The 20,945-nt window shown below is 64.4% G+C and carries 19 protein-coding genes; 12 read left to right on the top strand and 7 right to left on the bottom strand.

Going from position 1 to position 20,945, the window contains the following annotated elements; all coding sequences use genetic code 11:
* Positions 1-3 precede the first annotated feature (3 nt).
* The 3 genes from FM101_RS03410 (at position 4) to FM101_RS03400 (ending at position 2,661) form a co-directional block, all read left to right on the top strand.
* Complete coding sequence (locus FM101_RS03410; RefSeq protein WP_086995505.1) at positions 4-438, top strand: cupin domain-containing protein; 435 nt, start codon at positions 4-6, stop codon at positions 436-438.
* Positions 439-553: 115 nt separating this feature from the next.
* Complete coding sequence (locus FM101_RS03405; protein WP_086995502.1) at positions 554-919, top strand: VOC family protein; 366 nt, start codon at positions 554-556, stop codon at positions 917-919.
* Positions 920-999: 80 nt separating this feature from the next.
* On the top strand, positions 1,000-2,661 hold the full coding sequence (locus tag FM101_RS03400; RefSeq protein WP_086995499.1) for an FAD-binding dehydrogenase: 1,662 nt from the start codon (positions 1,000-1,002) through the stop codon (positions 2,659-2,661).
* Between the two features lie 65 nt (positions 2,662-2,726).
* On the opposite strand, the gene FM101_RS03395 is transcribed toward FM101_RS03400, so the two are convergent.
* The gene (locus FM101_RS03395; protein ID WP_086995496.1) at positions 2,727-2,933 is read right to left on the bottom strand and encodes a hypothetical protein; all 207 of its coding nucleotides are present in this window, start codon (positions 2,931-2,933) and stop codon (positions 2,727-2,729) included.
* Positions 2,934-3,066: 133 nt separating this feature from the next.
* Here FM101_RS03395 and FM101_RS03390 point away from each other — a divergent pair, with 133 nt between their 5' ends.
* Positions 3,067-3,726: a DUF4190 domain-containing protein gene (locus FM101_RS03390; RefSeq protein WP_086995493.1), complete on the top strand. Its 660-nt coding sequence runs from the start codon at positions 3,067-3,069 to the stop codon at positions 3,724-3,726.
* 34 nt (positions 3,727-3,760) lie between these two features.
* On the opposite strand, the gene FM101_RS03385 is transcribed toward FM101_RS03390, so the two are convergent.
* Positions 3,761-4,612, bottom strand: a complete 852-nt coding sequence (locus tag FM101_RS03385) for an inositol monophosphatase family protein (protein WP_086995490.1) — start codon at positions 4,610-4,612, stop codon at positions 3,761-3,763.
* Positions 4,613-4,630: 18 nt separating this feature from the next.
* The gene (locus FM101_RS03380; protein ID WP_086995487.1) at positions 4,631-5,071 is read right to left on the bottom strand and encodes a pyridoxamine 5'-phosphate oxidase family protein; all 441 of its coding nucleotides are present in this window, start codon (positions 5,069-5,071) and stop codon (positions 4,631-4,633) included.
* A gap of 81 nt (positions 5,072-5,152) precedes the next feature.
* On the opposite strand from FM101_RS03380, the gene FM101_RS03375 reads away from it, so the two are divergent.
* The 3 genes from FM101_RS03375 to FM101_RS03365 all read left to right on the top strand — a co-directional run bounded on the left by FM101_RS03375 (position 5,153) and on the right by FM101_RS03365 (position 7,780).
* On the top strand, positions 5,153-6,322 hold the full coding sequence (locus FM101_RS03375) for an App1 family protein (protein WP_086995485.1): 1,170 nt from the start codon (positions 5,153-5,155) through the stop codon (positions 6,320-6,322).
* Positions 6,319-6,783 carry an acyl-CoA thioesterase gene (locus FM101_RS03370; RefSeq protein WP_086995482.1) on the top strand — a complete coding sequence of 155 codons (465 nt, stop codon included), beginning with the start codon at positions 6,319-6,321 and terminating at the stop codon, positions 6,781-6,783. The genes FM101_RS03375 and FM101_RS03370 overlap by 4 nt, the downstream gene beginning before the upstream one ends.
* A gap of 130 nt (positions 6,784-6,913) precedes the next feature.
* The gene (locus FM101_RS03365; protein WP_086995479.1) at positions 6,914-7,780 is read left to right on the top strand and encodes a siderophore-interacting protein; all 867 of its coding nucleotides are present in this window, start codon (positions 6,914-6,916) and stop codon (positions 7,778-7,780) included.
* Positions 7,781-7,808: 28 nt separating this feature from the next.
* Here the strand turns inward: FM101_RS03365 and FM101_RS03360 are convergent, their stop codons facing one another.
* Positions 7,809-8,699 carry a DNA-3-methyladenine glycosylase family protein gene (locus FM101_RS03360; protein WP_086995476.1) on the bottom strand — a complete coding sequence of 297 codons (891 nt, stop codon included), beginning with the start codon at positions 8,697-8,699 and terminating at the stop codon, positions 7,809-7,811.
* A 152-nt stretch (positions 8,700-8,851) separates the two neighbouring features.
* Here FM101_RS03360 and FM101_RS03355 point away from each other — a divergent pair, with 152 nt between their 5' ends.
* The 4 genes from FM101_RS03355 to FM101_RS03340 all read left to right on the top strand — a co-directional run bounded on the left by FM101_RS03355 (position 8,852) and on the right by FM101_RS03340 (position 13,642).
* Positions 8,852-10,072 carry an acetyl-CoA C-acetyltransferase gene (locus tag FM101_RS03355; protein ID WP_086995473.1) on the top strand — a complete coding sequence of 407 codons (1,221 nt, stop codon included), beginning with the start codon at positions 8,852-8,854 and terminating at the stop codon, positions 10,070-10,072.
* 28 nt (positions 10,073-10,100) lie between these two features.
* Entirely contained in the window at positions 10,101-12,263 is a 2,163-nt protein-coding gene (locus tag FM101_RS03350) for a 3-hydroxyacyl-CoA dehydrogenase NAD-binding domain-containing protein (RefSeq protein WP_086995470.1), read from the top strand.
* A gap of 78 nt (positions 12,264-12,341) precedes the next feature.
* On the top strand, positions 12,342-12,722 hold the full coding sequence (locus FM101_RS03345; protein ID WP_086995467.1) for an ArsR/SmtB family transcription factor: 381 nt from the start codon (positions 12,342-12,344) through the stop codon (positions 12,720-12,722).
* Entirely contained in the window at positions 12,719-13,642 is a 924-nt protein-coding gene (locus FM101_RS03340) for a cation diffusion facilitator family transporter (RefSeq protein ID WP_086995464.1), read from the top strand. Before FM101_RS03345 ends, FM101_RS03340 begins: the two co-directional genes overlap by 4 nt.
* Positions 13,643-13,673: 31 nt before the next feature.
* Here the strand turns inward: FM101_RS03340 and FM101_RS03335 are convergent, their stop codons facing one another.
* Genes FM101_RS03335 through FM101_RS03325 form a run of 3 tightly spaced genes read right to left on the bottom strand, consistent with a single transcriptional unit; the run spans position 13,674 to position 19,302 of the window.
* Positions 13,674-17,024, bottom strand: a complete 3,351-nt coding sequence (locus tag FM101_RS03335) for an ATP-binding protein (protein WP_086995461.1) — start codon at positions 17,022-17,024, stop codon at positions 13,674-13,676.
* Positions 17,021-17,848 carry a DUF4194 domain-containing protein gene (locus FM101_RS03330; protein WP_086995459.1) on the bottom strand — a complete coding sequence of 276 codons (828 nt, stop codon included), beginning with the start codon at positions 17,846-17,848 and terminating at the stop codon, positions 17,021-17,023. Before FM101_RS03330 ends, FM101_RS03335 begins: the two co-directional genes overlap by 4 nt.
* Positions 17,845-19,302 carry a DUF3375 domain-containing protein gene (locus tag FM101_RS03325; protein ID WP_086995456.1) on the bottom strand — a complete coding sequence of 486 codons (1,458 nt, stop codon included), beginning with the start codon at positions 19,300-19,302 and terminating at the stop codon, positions 17,845-17,847. The genes FM101_RS03330 and FM101_RS03325 overlap by 4 nt, the downstream gene beginning before the upstream one ends.
* 180 nt (positions 19,303-19,482) lie before the next feature.
* Here FM101_RS03325 and FM101_RS03320 point away from each other — a divergent pair, with 180 nt between their 5' ends.
* Positions 19,483-20,889 carry a polysaccharide deacetylase family protein gene (locus tag FM101_RS03320; protein ID WP_086995453.1) on the top strand — a complete coding sequence of 469 codons (1,407 nt, stop codon included), beginning with the start codon at positions 19,483-19,485 and terminating at the stop codon, positions 20,887-20,889.
* Positions 20,890-20,945: the final 56 nt, after the last annotated feature.

The raw sequence follows: 20,945 nt of genomic DNA, 5'->3' as shown, positions 1-20,945 counted from the left end.
ACCATGAGCGTTGAACGTCGCGGAGAATTCGCCTTTGACTACCTCTTGCACGAAGGATCTGCCCCCACCAGGGTTCAATTCCATTTCCTCGAGGAACTGAATCTTCCCGTGGCCATCCAAACCTGGGAACTGCCGCCAGGAGGGAGCGAGGGAATGCACCGCCACGATGGTGAACAGGCCCTTGAGGAGTTCTACCTGGTCGTGACAGGAACAGCTCGCATGCACCTCGGCGACGAGGTCCTTGACCTGGAGGCCGGGGATACGGTGTTGGCTCCGGCCGGCGTGGACCACGACCTGATCAACACCGGTGACGTGCCGCTGCGGATCCTGACGGTCTGGGGTACCCCCGGAAGGGCGGACTTCTCCTCCTTCGGTTCTGCCCGCGCCTCAGCCGAATCCCGCCTACTGGCCGATAGTCAGGCACAGGACCCGTCCTGAGTCTCCCCGAACGCCACGCAGGCCGGGGGCGGAACCACACCGAAACAACTCTTGCCAGAGATCGACGCGGATGCTGGAGTGGGATCAACGAGTCCCCACAGAAAGGCAGACCACCATGGCCGGGGAAATTTCATTCATCGAATTCGGGGCGCGGAACGCCGAGGAATCTGCGCGATTCTATGCCGCGCTCTTCGGATGGGGGATCGAACCGGGCCCCAACGGGGCGGAGGCCGGGTACCAACTCGATGTCGCTGGTACCCCCGCCGGCATCCATTCCGGCGATCCAGGGGCGGCGCCCTACGTCTTCTTTGCCGTGGAACAGATGCAGAGAGCTTGTGACCAGGTCGTAGAACTGGGCGGAACCGTGGACCCGATGGACCTCAATGGTGATGCCGATGATCGGGCGACCCACGGACTGTTCACGCTTTGCCGGGACCAGCAAGGTTCCCCTTTCGGCCTACATCAGCGTCCTGCCGGCTAGGGCCACCGACCCCATAATGGTGGAAGCGGCCGGTCTCCAGGAGGGGTGTGTCCGGGGCACCATCGGGCTACGCTGGCCGAATGACAGAGCATAACGAGCGGGAGTTCGACGTCATCGTCGTCGGCGCAGGTCTCTCCGGACTGGTGGCCGCCACCGAAGCCACCGACGCCGGGCGGCGCGTCCTGCTGATCGATCAGGAACCGCCATCCAATCTGGGAGCCCAGGCCTGGTGGAGCTTCGGTGGCCTGTTCTTGGTTGATAGTCCCGAACAGCGGCGTCTGGGGATCCGCGACAGCGTCGAGCTCGCGCGGCAAGACTGGTGGGGGACCGCAGGCTTTGACCGGCCGGAGGACTACTGGCCGCGCCAATGGGCCGAGGCCTACGTCGACTGGGCAGCCGGTGGAAAGCGTGCCTGGTTGCACGGGCTGGGGGTTAGGTTCTTCCCCGTCGTGGGCTGGGCCGAACGTGGTGGCCATGGGGCGTCCGGCCCCGGGAACTCGGTACCCCGCTTCCATATTACGTGGGGTACCGGCCCGGGGATCGTGGAACCCTTCGCGAACAAGGCTCTCGCCGCAGTGACCTCCGGCCTGCTCACCGTGCGTTTCCGGCACCGGTTGGACGAGCTGGTGGTCCGGGATGGTGTCGTCACCGGCGTACAGGGACGTCTCCTGGCAGCCTCCACGACGCCTCGCGGTCAAGCCAGCAACCGCGAAGAAGTGGGCGACTTCGAATACCTGGCCTCCGCCGTCGTGCTGTGTACCGGCGGGATCGGCGGAAATGTCGAGAAGGTGCGGGAGGCCTGGCCCGAACGGCTCGGAGCACCGCCAGAGCGGATGATCTCCGGGGTGCCTGCCCACGTCGATGGCCGGGGACTGGATATCGGTGCCGCAGCCGGAGGGCACCTGATCAACGGCGACCGGATGTGGCACTACACCGAAGGGATCGTGAATCATGGCCCCGTATGGCAGAACCATGGCATCAGGATCCTGCCCGGACCCAGCTCGCTCTGGCTTGACGCCACGGGGCGGCGTCTGCCAGCACCACTGTGGCCGGGATTCGACACCCTGGGAACGCTGGAACACCTGCGCGGCACCGGTCATGACCATTCGTGGTTCATCCTCAACCGGCGCATCATCGGCAAGGAGTTCGCTCTCTCGGGTTCCGAACAGAACCCCGACCTCACCGGAAAGGACATCGGTGCGGTGCTGCGGCGGGCCCGCACCGCAGTGCCAGACCCAGTGCAGGCCTTCCTGGACCGAGGCGAAGATTTCATCCAAGCCGATACTGTGTCCGAGCTGGTCGCGCAGATGAACCGACTCGAGGGTGGGGACCTGTTGGACGCGGAGAGCATCGAAGCCGAAATCGTGGCCCGCGATGCCGAAACGGGGAACCGGTTCAGCAAGGACCCGCAACAGATGGCCGTCCAAGCGGCCCGCAGCTATCTCGGGGACAAGCTCATTCGCACCGTTGCCCCGCATCGGTTGCTGGATCCGAAGGCCGGGCCGCTCATCGCCGTTCGGCTGCATATCCTCACGCGCAAATCGCTCGGTGGATTGGAAACGGACCTCGACTCTCGAGTCCTGGCTCCCGGCGGCCATCCGATACCCGGGCTCTATGCTGCCGGGGAGGCCGCCGGATTCGGCGGCGGCGGAGTCCACGGCTACCGGGCCCTCGAAGGGACCTTCCTGGGCGGCTGCCTTTTTAGCGGCCGAGCCGCTGGACGGGCCGCCGCCCGACGGTAAATGACACGACGGGGGAGAAGGCCCTGTCGGATTCCTCCTCCCGACGGGCCATGAAGAAGCCGGCGCTAATGCCTAGCCCAGAACGTCGTGCCAATGGCCAACGCATACACACCGAAAACAACCCCGATATACATGGGGCCGAAGACATGACCGGAGATGATCGACTGCAGGACAGCAAATGCCAGGAAAAGTAGCAGAATGCCGACACCCGCGACGATGTACTCCACGCCGTGGTGATGATGGTGGACGTGGGCGACGCCTTGATGATTCATTGAATGACCCATACTTTGAAGGTACGCCCGTGCGGGCGGAAGAACCATAGCTAGACTGGAGGGCGCAGACGGCCGTCACCGCAGATCGGCCCGCGAACGACCCGCCTGATCAAGATCGCTTCGAGGTATCTTCATGACTGAGCAGAACCCGTACAACCCGGACCCCTACCACGCGCCACAGGGTCAGTCAGGGTACCCGCAGCCGTATCCGGGGCAGTCCGGGTGGTCCCAGCAGCCACCGGTGGCCACCGGTCTGACCAAGGCCGCACTGATCATCGGCATCGTCGCCATCGTCTTGGCCTTTATCCCCGTCGTCGGGTTCATCTCTTTCATTCTGGGGCCGCTGGCCCTGATCCTGGGCATTATTGGGCTCGTGAAGCAGGTCCCGCGCCGGGGCTACGCGATCACCGGCATCATCACCGGTGCTGCAGCACTGATTGTCTGCATCATTTACGTGATCATCGCCGTTGCCCTGGTCAACGTGGTCGAGAAGGGGGTGGGCGAAACCGCTCCCTTTACCTACACGGTGACCGGAACCGGGGATTACACCGTTTCCTATACCGAGGAAAGCGTCACGGAAGAACACACCGAAGACGTTGCGGGCGGGGAGTTCAGCCGGGAGGTCACGGCCAGCACCGTCTTCGGCTCCTTGGGCGCCAGCAACGCCCACGGTAATACCGGGACTCTGACGTGCACGATCACTCAGGCCGACGGAACCGTCGTGGCGAAGGATTCGGCGGCCGGGGCCTCGGCGACGGTCGCTTGCCTGACCGGTGAAGGGTTCATGAAGTAAAAGACTTGCCGTGCCTACCGGGCGGCGGTGAGCGTTATCGGCGGTAGCCCATCGCTCTGCGTGCAGCAACGCGTTCTGCAACCACCCGGGTGGCCGTTGCGGCCGAGACCCGGGGGCCAGTGGCCAGGTAGACGGGTGCCTCATGCGCGGGCCGGGCCTCGTCGTCGTACCGGTAGGACAGGTAGCTGCCGCCCGAGCGGCGCACCAACAATACGCCGGCAGCGACATCCCACGGGTTCGTATCGAAGCCCAAGGTGATATCGGTCCAACCTGCGGCAACATGAGCCAGCCCCAGCGCGCCACTGACGGTCCGGCGCACGGTGGCGTAGCGGGAGACCAAGGTACCGAAGGCCTCCAGTGCTGCCTGGCCGTCGAGCTCAAGAGCCTCCGCCGAGGGGTAGTCGGTCATCAGGGAGGATTCGGTCTCCGTTGACGTGCCCTGAGGGCCCAAACGCACGCCGTTGAGCCACGCACCCTCGGCATTGGCGGAGAACATCAGCTCCGCGATGGGGTCATAGACGACGCCTGCGAGCAGTTCGCCGTCCAGTGCCGCCGCGATGGAGACGCAAAAGAAGGCGACGCCGTGGGCGAAGTTGCTGGTCCCGTCGATCGGATCAACGATCCACTCGATACGCCCCTCGCCTTGGTGGCCGCCCTCCTCGCCGAGAATTCGGCTATCGGGATGGGCGGCGAAAAGGTGGGCGGCGATGGCCGTCTCGCTGGCCTGGTCGAATGCAGTGACCAGATCGTGGGCGTTGGCCTTCTGCTGGACCTCGGCACCCGTGCGGAAGGCGCCACGCAGCAGCGGCCCGACACCGCGGGCCGCTTCCTCCGCGATCCCGCGGAGGTGCTCGGCTAGTTCGATGGTCTGTTCCGGGATATCCACCCGGCCAGCCTACCGGCCTTAGCTTTCGTCGAGCTGTTCCGGCTGCTGCCCCAAGATGAAGTGCCGGCCGGAGACTGAGGTGGGGGTGATCTCGATCCAGAAGTCCTTCAACGTCTGCACCCACGGGTCCACGCCCGAGGCCCGGGCGATCTTGATCTCCGCCTCGGTGTCCAGAATGCGGGCCGTACCCAGGATGATCACCGACCAGGCTTCGTCGCTGAGGATGCCGTCGGATTCGAAGGCCACCCGCGGGTTCACCGTCAAACCGGAGAGCTTGGAACCGGCAGCGGAGCGCAAATAGACCCGCCCGTCGGCGGTGCCGTGGTTCACCGGGGTGATATACGGGACGCCGTCGAAAGCGGTGGCCAGGCGTCCGTGTTGGCTGTGGCCCAGAAGCTTCCAGCACTGCTCTTCGTCGAGAATCAGGACCGGTTCGTCGTCTGCATGGGAGTACATCATGCCCTCATTCTTCTACGCCCTGTAGAAAAAATCCAGTATCGTTCGGAACTCGTTGACCTGCGAGCGTGAAAGACTGGCAATATGTCATCACGCAAAGCAGAATCGTTGCGGCAGCATTTGGGGGTCAGGCTCGAGGACGCCTGGCATGCGTTCCGCGAAACCAACGGACGTGAACGTGGCATGGTGCCGACCGTGCTGCCCTTTAGGGGATACGGCCACTCCGAGCCGGGCGAAAACGGCTGGGTCCGCATCCTGGCACGCATCGTCGTTGCCTCCCCGGAGCCGTTCCGCCACGGTGTTCCGCGCTCCCGCGTCGTAGCTGACGGTGTCCGTGGCTGGAGGAACTTCATTTCCCCGCCGATCCCGTATGCCGAGGTCACCGTGACCATCGCCGGGAGTGACTTTGTGGTCCGCGCGGATCGTGGGGGAGTCCTGGATGCCCGGATCACCACGGCATTGGGGCCGGGATGGCATACCGTCACCCTCTCCGCCGAAGGCTCACCCGAGGTCAAGGCCCGGGTGTTCGTGGTGGATGCTTCCTGCGAATTCGGGCTCTTATCCGATGTCGACGACACCGTGGTGGTCACCGCGCTTCCGCGACCACTGTTGGCTGCCTGGAACTCGTTCGTCCTCGACGAGCATGCCCGGGTGGCCACCCCCGGCATGGCGGTGATGATGGAACGGGTCCTGCGCGGGCGTCCCGGAGCCCCCGTTCTCTACCTGTCGACCGGTGCCTGGAATGTCGCCCCGACGCTGAACCGGTTCCTGGCCAGGAACCTGTTCCCCGAAGGCCCGCTGCTGCTCACCGACTGGGGTCCCGTGGAAACTGGCGCCTCTGGCGGACGCTGGTTCCGTTCCGGCGCACAGCATAAGGTCGATCAATTGCGCCGTCTGGCCGAGGAATTCCCTCAGATGAAATGGTTGCTCATCGGTGACGACGGGCAACACGACCCGGAGATTTATGCGGGCTTTGCGCAGCGCTATCCGCAAAACGTCAAGGCCATCGTCATCCGCCAGCTGACCCCCTCCGAGGCGGTCCTTGCCGGCGGCCGCTCCCAACGGACCGTGAACTCCACCCCGGGCATCGACTGGGTCTATGCCCCGGACGGGGCCCATATCCTGGCCGAGTTGCAGCGGCTGGGCATCGTCTCCGACGAGGAACAGCACGTCGAGCACCAAGAACGCCGCCGGTTGCGCCAGCAGTGGCCGGAAGGGGAACCGCAGGAAGAACGAGAGGTCGGTGCCATATGAGCGGACGCAAACTGCAGGTCCAGGTGCCGATGCGCTGGGGCGATATGGACGCCTACGGGCATATTAACAATGTCAACCTCGTGCGGATGATGGAAGAAGCCCGCATCGCCGGCTTCGGTGTACCCGGCGGGACGGGCAAGCCCGGAACCGAATCGACCGCGGAACTGTTTTCCAGCGTCCCAGCGAACACACAGATCCTGGTGGTTGAACACCGGATCAGGTATCTGACCCCGCTGGACTACCGTAATGTCCCGGCCGAGGTCGAAATCTGGCTCTCCGCGATCAAGGCCGCCAGTTTCGACGTCTGCTACGAGTTCCGGGACCCCATCGAGGGGAGCCTCTGCGTCAGGGCGGCCACTACGTTGGCCTTCTTCTCGGTGGCAGAGCAGCGGCTGCTTCGCCTGCCGAGTGAACAACGGGAAGCGATGCAGGAGTTCATCGGTGAACCGGTGTTCCGCTGAGCCTCGGTCCCTGCTGAAGTAACCTCTTCGCCCATGGCGTACGGAGTTTGCGTTGCCTGCTTGCTTGGGATTGGGTGGGACAAACACGTTTTGCCGAGTTTCGCTCGGCCCTCGAAGGAGTGATCGGAAGATGACCGTCCCCGCAACCGCTCGACCGCCGCGCCCGCAGGTCGTGCTGGAAGTGGTGACTAAACGGAAGATCGGCAAGCATATGGTCCGCCTGACGTTGGGTGGCGAAGGCTTTGCCGCCTTCCGCAATAAGGAAGCCACTGACAAATACGTCAAGCTGCTTTTTGCCGATCCCGAATTGGGGTTGACCCCACCGTATGACATGGACGAACTGCGTGCCGTCCTTCCCCAGGAACGGATGCCGGTCCGCCGCACGTACACGGTACGCAGCGTTAATGAAGCTGCCGGCACCCTGCAGATCGACTTCGTCGTGCACGGCGAGGAGGGCCTTGCCGGCCCGTGGGCTGCCAATGCCCAGCCCGGGGATCTGGTCTGCTTCTCCGGCCCCGGCGGAATGTACTTCCCCTCGGAGGATGCCGATTGGCATCTGCTCGCGGGCGACGAATCAGCTTTACCGGCCATTGCTGCCGCCTTGGAGAAAATGCACCGCTCCGCCCGCGGCGAGGCCTATATCGAGGTGGCGGGGGAGAAGGATGAAATCAAGCTCAGGGCCCCGAAGGGTGTCAACGTGCACTGGCTGCACCGGGGCGGGACGTTCACCCCGGAAACCACCAAGCTCGCAGCAGCCGTGATGGCAGGACCGTGGCATGAGGGTGAGGTGCAGGTCTTCGCCCACGGAGAACGCGAAATGGTCAAGGCTCTGCGCCGGTTCCTCGCCGACGAGAAGGGCCTGCACCGCAAGCAGCTCTCCCTGTCGGCCTACTGGGCGTTCGGCCGCGCCGAAGAAACCTTCCAAGCGGAGAAAAACGAACCCATCGGCAAGATCTTTCCCGAGCAGCCGGGAGTCCAGACCGCCCCTCGCGGCTGATTCCCCTCCCCGGGCAGGCGCTGAGACGTTAGTCCTTCGCGTAGGCTTCTTCGCTCCACAGGTGGAACAGTGCGTGACCGCGATACGGGCGCCAGGCTTCGGCGCGCCCGGCGGCCTCCTGCGCCGTGACCCCACCCAACGCCCGGCGCAGGACGAGATCCCCTGCGGTGAAAGCATCGGGATCCAGGCGAGCCCTCACATCGAGATAGTCGGCGCTCCAGGGGCCAATCCCACGGATGGCCAAAAGCTCATCCCGAGTCAACGGGAAATCGCCGGGGTTGGTCCTTGGCTGCGATGCTGTCCGGGCGAAGGCCTCTGCCACGGCCAAGAGTGTCCTGGTGCGGGCGTGGGTCAGCCCGACGGCGGCCCGCAGCTCGTCCTCGGCAACCCCCGCGACGACGCCGGGGTCCGGAAACAGATGCCATCCCGCAATCGGTGGGCCGGCCCACCCGCTGACCAGACGCCCGGCGAATGTGCGCATTGCGGCCAAGGAGACTTGCTGACCCAGCACGGTAGTTGCCGCGGCTTCGAAGGGGGCGGGGTATCCGACGGGGCGTAGCCGGGGCCGCTTGGTGACCAAGGGGGCCAAGGTCGGATCGCCGAGCAGCTGCGCGTTGATCGGTTCAAGATCCACATCGAGGGCGAACCAATGGCGCACCAGCACGGTCAGCAGGGAGCGATCCGCCGCCGTCAGATCCGAGTCCACGCTGCGCAGTAGCACCGCGTCATCGGTGAAGCGTAGAGCGACCACCACGTTCCGACCTCCAATCCGGACTGGCCTGCGATGTTCTTCCCCACGTTGTTCGTCGATGCCCGGTATGGCGTGAGCTGCCAGGACGGCGAGGCAGAGCTGGGGGTCCAATCCTCCGTTGGCCGGCACGCGCAGGAGCTGCTCCGGGTGTTCTGGCATGGAATTCATGATCTTCCAGACTAGTGCCCCGGCTCATCAACGAAGGAGCTATACGAACATTCAAGGTCTTGTACGGTTGTATAGGTGGGGGTAGTCTCGGGATATGGCAGCTCACGGAACACTGCTGCGTCCGCCCCTTCGACCTTCATCGTGAGGTACTGATGACCACATCATCCCAAGCACTCATCTACGATTCCATCCGCACACCCCGAGGAAAGGGCAAGCAGAGCGGATCCCTTCACGAAGTGAAGCCGATCGACCTTGTGGTCGGGCTCATCGACGCCCTGAGGGAACGTCACCCGGGGATGGATACCCAGCTCATCGACGATATCGTCCTCGGTTGTGTGAGCCCGGTGGGGGAGCAGGGGATGGATATCGCCCGGATCGCCGCCCTGAAGGCGGGACTGCCCTGGGAAGTCGCCGGCGTCCAGCTCAACCGCTTCTGTGCCTCGGGACTCGAAGCCGTGAACCAGGTGGCGGCCCGTGCCCGCGCCGGATGGGAGGATCTGCTCATCGGCGGCGGCGTCGAATCGATGTCCAGGGTTCCGATGGGCTCCGACGGAGGGGCCTGGGCCATGGACCCGGCCACCGCATGGGCCACCAATTTCGTTCCCCAGGGAATCGGCGCCGATCTCAGTGCCACCGTGGAGGGCTTCGATCGCTCCGACGTGGACCGCTTCGCCGCGCAAAGCCATCACCGGGCCGCCACCGCGTGGAAGGAAGGCCGCTTTGATCGTTCGATCGTCCCGGTCCGTGACGTGAACGGGCTGACGATCCTTGACCATGATGAAACCATCAGGCCCGAGACCAGTGCGGAAACCCTGGCTCCGCTGAACCCCTCTTTCGCGAAGCTGGGCGCCCAAGGCGGATTCGACTCCGTAGCCCTGGAGGAATACACCTCGGTCGATGCGATCAATCACGTCCACCATGCGGGCAACTCCTCGGGGATCGTCGATGGTGCGGCCCTGGTCCTGGTCGGGAACGAAAGCGCCGGCCAACGTCATGGGCTGACCCCGCGGGCACGTATCGTCGCCACTGCCGTCACCGGTTCCGAGCCGACCATCATGCTCACCGGCCCCACCCCTGCCTGTCGCAAGGTCCTCAACCGCGCCGGCATGAAGGCCGGGGACATCGATCTCATCGAAGTCAACGAGGCCTTCGCTGCGGTACCGCTGAAACTCATGCGGGATATGGGCTGGAGCGAAGAACAAACGAATGTCAACGGTGGCGCCATCGCCATGGGGCACCCCCTGGGGGCTACCGGCGCCATGATCCTGGGAACCCTGGTCGACGAACTTGAACGGCGTGATCTCGAGCGTGGCCTCGCCACCCTCTGCGTCGGCGGCGGCATGGGCATCGCCACCATCGTTGAACGCATCTGAACCACGCCGAGCCGCAGAGGAGAAAAACATGAGCAACATGATCGACTGGACACGCGACGACGACGGAATCGTCACCCTGACCATGAACGACCCCGAGGCCTCGGTCAATACCATGAACGATGCCTACCAGGCCTCGATGGCCGAAACCATCGATACGCTGGAAGCGCAGCGGGAAGAGGTCACCGGAGTCATCCTGACCAGCGCCAAGAAGACCTTCTTTGCCGGCGGGGACCTCGAAGCGATCTATCGGACCACCCCCGAAGACGCCGAGAAACTCTTCGACCAGGCCCAAGCCATCAAGGCCCAACTGCGGCGCCTCGAGCAGCTGGGAGTCCCCGTGGTGGCGGCACTTAATGGGACGGCACTCGGCGGCGGCCTGGAAATTGCGCTGGCCTGTCATCGCCGTATCGCGGTGAACAGCCCCGGAATCAAGTTCGGCCTCCCCGAAGTAGGGCTGGGACTGCTGCCCGGTGGTGGCGGAATCATCCGGATGGTGCGCATGCTGGGCATCCAGAACGCGTTGATGGACTGGTTGCTCCAGGGCCAACAGCGTGACCCCGATGCCGCACATCAGCAGGGTGTCGTGGATGAACTGGTCGACAGCCCCGAGGCACTGCTTCCCGCCGCTCGGGCCTGGATCCATAGCCAGCAGCAGGAGGAGCCGAATACCCAACCCTGGGAGGCGAAGGGATACAGGATTCCCGGGGGAACCGCGGCATCGCCATCGATGGCTGCCATCCTTCCGTCCCTGCCGGCACTGCTGCGCCAACAGCTCAAGGGGGCAGACCTTCCGGCGCCCCGGGCGATCCTCGCCACGGCCGTGGAGGGGACGCTGGTTGACTTCGATACGGCATGCCGCATCGAGTCGCGGGCCTTCGCCAGCCTCGTGGTTGGTCGCACGGCCAAGGCCATGATCCAGGCGTTCTTCTTCGATCTGCAGTCGATCAGTTCAGGCCGGCTCCGCCCCCAGGGGCAGAAACCGCAAAAGGTCGGCACCGTCGCGATCCTCGGCGCTGGGATGATGGGCGCCGGGATCGCGTATTCCTGTGCTCGGGCAGGCATCGATGTGGTGCTCAAGGACGTCGATCAGGCGGGTGCCGAGAAGGGCAAGTCCCATGTCTCGGATGTGCTCGCCCACCAGGTTTCCAAGGGGCGGCTGGACCAGGAGTCGGCGGATTCGATCCTGGCCCGCGTCCAGCCGACGGGTCAGGCCGCAGACCTGGCAACGGCAGACGTGGTCATCGAGGCGGTCTTTGAGAACCTCGAGCTGAAATCCGCTGTCTTCGCCGAAGCCGAAACCGAGCTGCCCGCCGAGGCCCTGCTGTGCTCGAATACCTCGACGTTGCCTATTTCAACGCTGCAGGCCACGAGCGGACGCCCCCAGGATTTCGTGGGGCTCCATTTCTTCTCCCCGGTGGAAAAGATGAAACTCGTGGAGATCATCCGAGGAGACCAGACCTCGGATGCCACCGTCGCCCGGGCCTACGACCTGGTCCAGCAAATCCGGAAGATCCCGATCACCGTCGGGGACGGTCGCGGGTTCTATACCTCCCGGGTCTTCGGGACCCTGATCATGGAGGCCACGGCATTGCTGGAGGAGGGGGTGGATCCGCAGGTGATCGAACGCGCAGCCACCCAGGCGGGATTCCCCGCACCTCCGCTGGTTCTGCTGGACGAGGTCTCGCTGACGCTGGCCCAGCACACCCGCGCCGAAGAAGAAAAGGAATACGCGGCCTCCGGTACGGTCCGCGAACCCGCCGCGGGCGAACGGCTCGTGGACACGATGGTCGATGAATATGGCAGGAAGGGCCGAGCCGCAGGAGGCGGGTTCTACGACTATCCGGCCGACGGCGGCAAGTCCTTATGGCCGGGGCTCAGGGAACACTTCGGCCGCGGGACCGAGCTCCCCTCGAAGGACATCCAGGACCGCTACCTCTTCCGTATGGCCCTAGAGACGGCCCATTGCTTCGAGGACGGTGTCCTGACAGATACTGCCTCGGCAAATATCGGCTCGATCTTCGGGATCGGGTTCCCTCCAGGGGCCGGCGGGACCGCCACCTTCATCACCAACCATGAGGGGGGTCTGGCTGGCTTCGTGGCCCGAGCCGATGAGCTGGCCGACGCCTATGGGGAAAGGTTCAGGCCTCGGGATTGGCTGCGCTCTCGGGGCGGAGCGGGCACTCTGGTCTGAGCCTCGTGGCGTGACTGCCGGTCTCGCGACGCGGGAGCGGTCCTCGAATTCAACGCCCTTAAGGGCTATCATCGTTATATGACGATGATAGTGCGGAAAGGCGAACCGACGACGGGACCGCTCGCGCCGGCCGCAGCCTTATTCCACGGGCTGGCTGATCCGACCCGATTGCTGATTCTGCGCCATTTGCGGACGGGGGAACATAAAGTCAGGGAGCTGACCGAACACCTGGGCTTGGCCCAGAGCACGGTCAGCGCACACCTGACCTGCCTGCGTGATTGCGGGCTCGTGTCCTCACGGCCGGTCGGTCGCGCCAGCATGTACTCGCTGGCCGAACCCGAGCACATCGACGTTCTCTTGGTCGCTGCTGAGACACTTTTGTCGGATAGTGGAACCGAGGTGGCCCTCGCCTCCCACCACTGGCATGAATCCCACGGCACCGGGCCGGAATGCCGATGAGCCATTCACACTCCCACGACCACAGTGGTGGAGCCATTGAGCACCGCCCCCGGTTGGCCATTGCCTTTGGCATCACCGCGGTGATCCTCATCGCCGAAGTCGTTGGCGCGGTGATCACCGGTTCCCTGGCCCTGCTGGTCGATGCAGCCCATATGCTCACCGATGCCGCCGGACTGCTCATGGCCCTGACAGCGGCCACCCTCATGGGCCGCCCGGCCACCGACCGGCGGACCTGGGGCTTCCGGAGGGCCGAAGTGCTGTCGGCCACCGCACAGTCCACCCTGCTGCTCGCCGTCGGGCTCTACGCCATGATCGACGGGGTCCGCCGGCTCTTCGCTCCGCCCGAAGTAGCAGCCACCGGACTGTTGATCTTCGGGATCGTCGGCCTGGCCGGAAACATCATTGCCATCATCGTGCTCAGCTCGGGCCGCGGGGCCAACCTGAATATGCGCGCGGCCTTCTTGGAGGTCGTCAACGACGCCCTGGGCTCGGTGGCGGTGATCGTCGGTGCCATCGTCATCACCACGACAGGGTGGATGCGTGCCGACGCGCTGGCAGCCATGTTCATCAGCGCCCTGATCCTTCCCCGCGCGTTCCGGCTCCTCCGCGAAACGACGTCCATTCTCCTGGAATCGACGCCGCGCGGACTCGACCTGGATGAGGTCAGGAAGCACCTGCTCTCCCAGGATCTGGTGCTCTCCGTCCACGATCTGCACGCCTCACAGATTGCCACCGGCCTGCCGGTACTCACCGCACACGTCGTGGTCCACGAAGATGCCTTCCATGATGGGCGGGCCTCCAGCATGCTCGATTCATTGCAGGACTGTGTGGCCGGGCACTTCGACGTCTCCATCGAACATTCCACGTTCCAGATCGAAACCGAACGGCACGCCGAACACGAACAACGCTTCCACCCCTAGCCACCGGCCGCACCGGCCCGCGGCAACGGGGTCAGCGCAGAATGATATCCGTGGCGAGGGCGGGGGAACGTCCGGTTTCGACGAAGCCGGAAATATTGGAGGCCGGATGCTTGATGATGTCCGAGACCGACCCCAGATGCAGGGCCAGATCGATTTTGTCCTCGGGGGCTGCCAGCAGCAGTTGGAACCCGAATTCCTGGAGGGCGTTGATACCGGCAGCAGCATATTCCGAGTTGGCTTGAATGAAGGCCTCGTCGATCATGACGGTCCCGTAGGTCGTGAAGCCTTGTAAGGCAAAGCCCAGCTGGTAGGCCAGCGCGGCGCCCATGATGAACGACGTGAACCGTTGGCCCTCACCGCCGGAGAGCGTGCCCGGTTCCAGCCCGTTTTCGACCTCGCCGCCCGGCTTATGCTCATTGCAGCTGATCCGCACATGCTGACGGACGTCCAAGACGGTGTCCCGCCAGGCTTGCCGTGCGGGGTCGTCCAAGGCATCCACCAGTAGTTCCAGCGCCTTGTAGTTGGCGCTGAGCTCCTCCACCCCGCGGGAGCCGTACGCGTTCCCGAGGGCATCCTTGAGTGCCGTACGGAACTCGCGGGCCTCCTCCGGGATGACCGTGGAGACTTCCAGCCGCAAATGTGAACCGTGTTCGAAGGGCACATCAGCCAAGATCTGGTTCAACGGCAGGATCCGTTCACCGATCCCACGACGTTCTTCCTCCAAGAGTTGTAGGAGGTCCGAGAAACGTTCGTAGGAGCGGTTGGAGAAGTATTCACGGAACTCCTCTTGACGTTGGGGGAGCCCCTCCTGGACGATCGCTCGGTGCAGCGCCACATAGTGGGGGGCACTGTCGACCCCCGTACCGAAGGAAGCCGAGGTGGTGACCCCGAAATCGCGGGCAAACTGACGGAACGTCTCGGTCAGTGCCGCCTCGGTGGAAAAGACGAGTTCGCGTAATTCGGTGATGCGTTCGCCCAGATCCAGTGCGGTCGCCGAGACCGCAGCATCGAGTTCGGCGAGCTCGAAATCCTCTCCGGCTTCGAGCCGGCGCAATGCTTCGGCCAGCAGCGGTTCGGCGGAGAGCTCCTGGCGGGCCTTCGCCTCCGGCGCGGCAGCAGCGCTCGAGCTGCGGGCCGCCTCGAGGAGGGAGTCAGCGGTCGCCGCCCGGGATTCGAGCGCCGCGGTCTGGTTGCGCAGCACCGCCAGTTCCCCGACGGAGGATTCCAAATCGGTGCGGGCCTGCTCCAGGGCGGTGCGCAGCCCGGCGAGATCGGTGCTGGAATCCATCGCCTCGGCCATCCGGGTCTCGAGTTCTTCCACGGCGGCGGTTTGGACCGAGGAATCCAGTGCGGAGAAGGGGCGCTCGTCGGCGACGAGCTCGCGGAGCAGCGAAAGTTTGCGGGCCAGCGAATCCTTGGAACGGCTGCGTTCGGTGGCCAGTTCCTCGGCCTGCGCCCGATCGGTTTCCAGTTGGGCGACCTGGACGTGGAGTTCGGAGATCTTCTCCTCGTTCGTGAAGCCCAACAAATAATCGGAGGCCGCCACGGGGCGGGTGTCGCGTTCGAAGGAGCCACGGCCCGCTTTGATCGTCCCGGCCCGGGAGATGGCCCGACGCTCTGCATGCAGGGCGGCATCGGTGGCGACGCAGATGAAATCGTGGTCGGCAGCGATCTTGCGCTCCAGCCACTGGCCGGCCTCGGACTGTTTGAACTCCAGTTTCGTCACCAACGACCGCGGATCGGCGGTCGCCACCGGGTCGCCATCGTGGCCGCCGGGAGTGTGGGCCGAAAGGTCGATCCAGCGCAACCTGCCATACCCCTCCAACCGGTCAGCCGCGCGGGTGACGCGCTCAATATTCTCCCCACTGACCAATAAGGTGGTGGCCAGCGAACGGAGCGCCTTCTCAGCTGCCGGACGCCATTCACCGGCGCCCGGCGCCATATCCATGAGCTCCCCAGCGAACGGTAGGTCCTCGGCAGTGATTCCTGTTTCCGAGCAGATCCGCCGGCGGGCCGCAGCAGAGAGCCCGTCGATATTCGAGCCCCTGCGGGCATACGAGTCGATGTCTTGACGTAGTTTCTGCGCCTTCTCCCGCGCTTCCATGGACGCGGCGATGGCCTCGTGTTCCATGGTGGTCGCATCCTTGGCCACACCCTGCAACGTTTCTGCGGTCACTGCCGCCTGGCGGCGGGCTGCCTGGAGACCGGAAGCCGAGAACGTCAGCGACACACCGGCGTCGTGCATGCGGGTTTTCAGGGTGGAGGCGATTCCCCGGCGTTCGGCCAACCGTGAGCGGGCCGCCTCCAGGTCGCGTTCGAGCGCCTGGACGGCCTTGCCGCCATGGGAATCATGCTGTTCGGTGAGCGAACGCACGCGTTCGGTCAGGACGGTCCGGGTTTCGGAGGCCTCGGAGATGGCGGTGCGGTTGGCCTTCAGTTCGGCGGCGATGGTGCCGGATTGGGTGCCCAGGAGTTCGGCGGCCAAATGTTCGCGCAGCAACGGTAATTGATACCTGGCCAGATCTTGGGTGTGGCGCAGGGATCCGCTGAGCTCCTGGTGGCGTTTATGCTGCTCGGGCACCAGTTCCAGGGCATCGCGTTGGGCGCGGGCCTCTTCGAGTTGGCGGTGGATCCCGCGCAGATGGGAGAAATCCTCCACGGCTCCGGCGGCAGCCTTCAACGTCGAGGGGACCTCCAGGACCTCATACCGGAAAAACTGGTTGACCCCCCGATCCAGGCCCTTGCCATTCTGCAGGGTGCGCAGCAGTGAGAACGCCTTGTCGTTATCGATGCCCAGGCGCCTGCGGAACCGTTCGGCGAAGGTGCGGTGGACATCGAACGCCTCAAAACCGGGCAGCACCTTCATCAGGGACGACGGCGAGAACCTGCGGGAGCCGTGCTCCTCCAGGGCTGCCGTATCCAGGGTGCCTTCACCGATCACATAGTGCTTGCCGACCTGGCCTTCCAGGCCTTGGGCGGGCAGGTCGAAGAGGGAGGCAATGCAGGTCTGGGTGCCCAGCCCGTCCTCGAAAGTCAGGGCCACGGCGCTCCAGGTGGCGCCGGGACGTTGGTAGAGCGTGCCGGCTTCGGTCTTGAACCGCCGTCCGCGCATATAGGAGTACGTGGTGCGACGGTCCTTGCGGGTGGAGGCCTCGTGGGCCGATTCGTTCAGTCGTGGGGCGGCATGAAAGATATGGCCGATCCCGTCAAAGAGCGTCGATTTGCCGACGCCTGGGCGGCCCGTGAGCAGGGTGCCGTCGCGGTCCACATACAGTTCGTGCCGGCCATGGAAGGTTCCCCAATTGATGACCTGAATCGAGCACAGGCGTTGCTGTCCGGGATTGATGGCCGCCCCGAAGGGCAGGGTCTGGGAGATGGTCACTGGGCCGCCCCTTCGGGGTTCGTGGTGGTCTCGGGGTCATCATCGTCGTCTTCGGGTTCGGCGTAGTTCTCCTCCGGTGCATCCGGTACGACGTCGGAATCCAGATCCAGTGTCGGCTCCGTGGCCTCGTCGGCGGCCCGGTCCAGGGACTGCAGGTAGGCGGGGATCTCATCGATCGAATCAAAGGGCAGGGCCAATGCCAAGGCTCCGGAGACCCGGTATTCATGCTCGAGCTCGGTGGGCAGAATCAGTTTCAGGGCAGCCAGCCGAGCCAGGGAGGAATCGGTGAGTTCCTCGAGTCGTTTATCGTCCAAGGCCCCGGGATGGCGGTGTTCTTCGAGGATCTCCCGGGCGCCGGCCCGGGAAATGACCGGGTCGGTGCCGGTGCCGGCATGGCGGTCCAAGAGTAACCTCAATCGCAAGGCCAGAAGCGTCTCTTCGCGGCGTAGCGGTTTACGCGGGACGATGGCGGTCGTATGGACGGTCTCCGTCGGAACCGGGACCAGCAGGGCGATCTTGCGTTCGGTATCGACCTGCAGTTTCAGGAACAGTTCGGCCACGAAGGCGGAAATCTCGGTGCGTCGATCCAAAACCAGTTGCCACAGCCGGGCGTCGGCGGCACCGTCCAGATAGGGCCCGCGCAGCAACCGGATCAGTGCCTGGCGCAGGGCCAACTCGAATCTGCCGGTATCACCGTCGAAGAGCTGGCCTTCGGCCCGGCGTCCCGAGGAGATCGACGCGAAGCCGGCTTCGCCGTCGTCCCTCCAGGAGTCGTCGGCACCCTGCGTGGCGAGGGCGGGGGAGTCGGGGTCCAGCTGGCTCATTCGGTGTCCTTCGCGAAGGTGATCACGGGCAGGTAGGCGGTGCGTTTTGAGCCGTCGACTTGGCTGAAGGTGATCGACTCGAACCGTGAGGTGTCCACGTCTCGTCCCGAGGTGCGGGCAGCCTCGATGAGGTAGCGAATGGTGTTCACATGGTGGTCGCCGGCCTCGAGCCCGGTGAACACTGAACCGAGGGTGAGGGGCCCCCGGGCGGAGGCCAATGCGGTGGAGATCGCCGCGTCAAGCCGGTCGGAATCTGCCTTCGGGGTGCTGGGGGTGCGTCGAATGTCGGCACGACTCATTGCCGGAGGCTCGGCCAGTTTCGGTGGTGCCACATGCTCTTGCGGGTCGAAGATCCCCAGACCAGACAGGGTAGAAAAAGCGGGCGCGTACAACGTGACCTCGGTCACCGGGGTCCGGGCGGTGAGGGACTCGGAACCGGCGACCGCCAGTTCGGCGGACCGCACCGCCTTGCGGAGCAGAACCGAATCGCGGAATTCGTCGGATTGGACGAAGGCGTGCAGTGACTCGGAGAGCTTGCCGTAGCTGGCATGCACTTCGGTGGCCTGGCGGCGTAATTCACGCAGCAAGGTGGCCAGGGTGTGGCGTTCCTGGGCGTTGAGCCCCTCAACGAAATCGCGTTCGAGGACTTCGTTGATGGCCTGGCGGAAACGGCGTTGCCGGAGAGGATCGTTGAGGAACTCGGTAAAACCGCGGAACGTCTCGCCCTCTGCGGTGCTGCGCAACTGGCGGTCGCCTTCCAAGACCCGGCCGACCGCCACCCCCTTGGCCACCGAACCTTCCATGATTTCGCGCCTGACCTGGTGGAGCATATGGCGCACACCATCACGCATCCGCTTGAAATCTGCCGGCAGGTTGGCGGCAAGGTCCAAGATGCTGCGCGCCGCCGCCACGGCCCCTTCGGTCGGCAGCACTGCCGGGACGGCCCCGGAGCGCAGGGCCTCCACGCGTTCGGTGCGTTCGGCGATCTCGGCTTCCAGCTGGCGGATCCGTGCCTCGGGATCGGGATCCGTCTCATGGGCCAAGGATTCGATACTGGTCAGCAGGGTGTTCAGCCGCGAGGAGTTCAAATTGGTGCCCGAGCCGGAGAACCCCTCAAGGAAGGTGAGCACCCGGGCCGTATGCGCCGTCGGCTCGTAGACGAAGGAGCCGTCGATGAGCGGCCGCGCCAGATACCCGGCACGAACCCACGAATCTGCGTAATGCTGGGCCCGCCAGGCATCGTTCAGTGGTGTCCCGGCGGAGCGGAGATGCCGCAGGAAGGCCTGCAAGGAGGCATGGAACGGTTCCAGGCCGACCCGTGGACGGGCCTGGGTGAATTCGGCCCGCAGGAACGCGACCGTCCACGGCGCAGCCGACAGCAGTTTCCAGGCGGGTGAGGACCTGAATTCCTGCTGGTCGGCCCACGTGGCGACGGCGGGTTCGGTGGAAGGCATCTGCTACTTTCCGTCCCGCTCGGTGGGGGACGACGATTGATGGGTTGTACTCGAAAAGGGAGCCGCGGCAGCGGGGCGAACGTGGTCCGCAACGTCGAGGGCCGGATGGTCATTCTAGGCCACTGACGACGTGTCGCGCGCGTCGGGACCGAAGAGCGGGACTAGCGTGGGAGTCAGCGGATGTTTGAGGGCACCCCCGCCGGCACTCGTCCGCTCGACGCGCTGAAAGAGGTGGCAAAAATGTCTTCCGCCTGGGGAATACGTTCCACTGGTGCCCTGCTTCTCTCCTCGATGGTGGCCGTTTCGCTGGCCCTCTCGGGCTGTGTCGGCCCGAGCATGAACCAGGACGGACCTCCAGGCGGTGGCAACTGGGCTTCCGGCCCCGGCACGGCAGCCGATAGCGAAGTCGATGGCCCTTCACCTGAACAACAGCGTGAAGCAGCGCTTGACGCGGCAACGACGGCGGCCGCGCAGTACGACTACTCCACCGCCCTGAAACAGCTCAAGGATCTTGAGGGTGAGGACGTGTCCGAACTCACCGGGAAAATCGCTGCCCAGCAGGAGAAGATGGTGACGTGGGAGGACAATTCTCAGATCTCCCACCTGTTCTTCCACTCGCTGATCGTGGACCCGAAACGGGCCTTTGCCCCGGGCCCCAGTGCGCAGGGATATGCGGACTACATGGTCACGGTCAAGGAATTCAAGGCCATCCTCGCCTCCCTCTACAAAAAGGGCTATGTGCTGGTCAATCCGCACGACATCGCCCGCGAAAACGCCGACGGTGAGATGAAAAACCGGCCGATCAAGCTGCCCAAAGGCAAGAAACCGCTCGTCCTCTCCGAAGATGATGTGAGCTATTACGAGTACATGGACGGTGACGGCTTCGCCACGAACCTCACCGTGGGCGAGGACGGGAACATCACCAATACCTACCAGGCAGCCTCCGGGAAAACGGTTCACGGGGACTACGACCTGCCCACGATCGTGGACGCCTTCGTGCGGGAGCACCCCGATTTCTCCTACCGCGGGAGCAAGGGCATCCTTGCGCTGACCGGCTATAACGGGGTGCTGGGGTACCGGACTAGTGAGATCGAATATGGGGATGATCCGAAAATCGACGTGAAGGCGCAGACGAAGAAGGCGAAGAAGGTTGCCGGCGCCCTGAAGGACAACGGCTGGGTGTTTGCCTCACATACCTGGGGCCACTCCAATGTCACGAATTCGACGATGGCGCGGCTGAAGGCCGACACCAAGAAATGGGATCGGGAAGTCCGCCCGATCCTGGGGGATACGGATTTGCTGATCTTTCCGTTCGGCGCCGACATGTCAGGCATCGCCACCTACTCCGGGGCGAAGTACAAACTGTTCAAGAAGGCCGGATTTGATTTCTACTTCGGCATCGACACCTCGACTCCCGCCTGGATGCAGCTCACCGACGACTATCTGCGCCAGGCTCGCATCAACGTGGATGGGTTGAGCATGAATGCGGCGCTCAAGGGCAAGCACCATGTCCTGGAGAAGTTCTTCGACGTCAAGAAGGTCATCGATCCGGCCCGCCCCCGGCACGCCACGAAAGACGACGGCTAGTTGTATTGACCACGGACGTTGGTAACGCTCCGGGGTAGTTGAAATAGGGAAGACCT

It is taken from the genome of Arthrobacter rhombi (genome assembly GCF_900163545.1).
GTDB lineage: Bacteria > Actinomycetota > Actinomycetes > Actinomycetales > Micrococcaceae > Arthrobacter_H > Arthrobacter_H rhombi_A.
The sequence above is the reverse complement of the archived record's forward strand: the minus strand, read 5'-3'. Positions and strand labels throughout refer to the sequence as shown.

Coding starts and splice junctions, on each gene's coding strand:
- FM101_RS03410 (WP_086995505.1), top strand. CDS start 4: ATGAGCGTTGAACGTCGCGGAGAATTCGCCTTTGACTACCTCTTGCAC.
- FM101_RS03405 (WP_086995502.1), top strand. CDS start 554: ATGGCCGGGGAAATTTCATTCATCGAATTCGGGGCGCGGAACGCCGAG.
- FM101_RS03400 (WP_086995499.1), top strand. CDS start 1,000: ATGACAGAGCATAACGAGCGGGAGTTCGACGTCATCGTCGTCGGCGCA.
- FM101_RS03395 (WP_086995496.1), bottom strand. CDS start 2,933: ATGAATCATCAAGGCGTCGCCCACGTCCACCATCATCACCACGGCGTG.
- FM101_RS03390 (WP_086995493.1), top strand. CDS start 3,067: ATGACTGAGCAGAACCCGTACAACCCGGACCCCTACCACGCGCCACAG.
- FM101_RS03380 (WP_086995487.1), bottom strand. CDS start 5,071: ATGATGTACTCCCATGCAGACGACGAACCGGTCCTGATTCTCGACGAA.
- FM101_RS03375 (WP_086995485.1), top strand. CDS start 5,153: ATGTCATCACGCAAAGCAGAATCGTTGCGGCAGCATTTGGGGGTCAGG.
- FM101_RS03370 (WP_086995482.1), top strand. CDS start 6,319: ATGAGCGGACGCAAACTGCAGGTCCAGGTGCCGATGCGCTGGGGCGAT.
- FM101_RS03365 (WP_086995479.1), top strand. CDS start 6,914: ATGACCGTCCCCGCAACCGCTCGACCGCCGCGCCCGCAGGTCGTGCTG.
- FM101_RS03360 (WP_086995476.1), bottom strand. CDS start 8,699: ATGAATTCCATGCCAGAACACCCGGAGCAGCTCCTGCGCGTGCCGGCC.
- FM101_RS03355 (WP_086995473.1), top strand. CDS start 8,852: ATGACCACATCATCCCAAGCACTCATCTACGATTCCATCCGCACACCC.
- FM101_RS03350 (WP_086995470.1), top strand. CDS start 10,101: ATGAGCAACATGATCGACTGGACACGCGACGACGACGGAATCGTCACC.
- FM101_RS03345 (WP_086995467.1), top strand. CDS start 12,342: ATGACGATGATAGTGCGGAAAGGCGAACCGACGACGGGACCGCTCGCG.
- FM101_RS03340 (WP_086995464.1), top strand. CDS start 12,719: ATGAGCCATTCACACTCCCACGACCACAGTGGTGGAGCCATTGAGCAC.
- FM101_RS03330 (WP_086995459.1), bottom strand. CDS start 17,848: ATGAGCCAGCTGGACCCCGACTCCCCCGCCCTCGCCACGCAGGGTGCC.
- FM101_RS03325 (WP_086995456.1), bottom strand. CDS start 19,302: ATGCCTTCCACCGAACCCGCCGTCGCCACGTGGGCCGACCAGCAGGAA.
- FM101_RS03320 (WP_086995453.1), top strand. CDS start 19,483: ATGTTTGAGGGCACCCCCGCCGGCACTCGTCCGCTCGACGCGCTGAAA.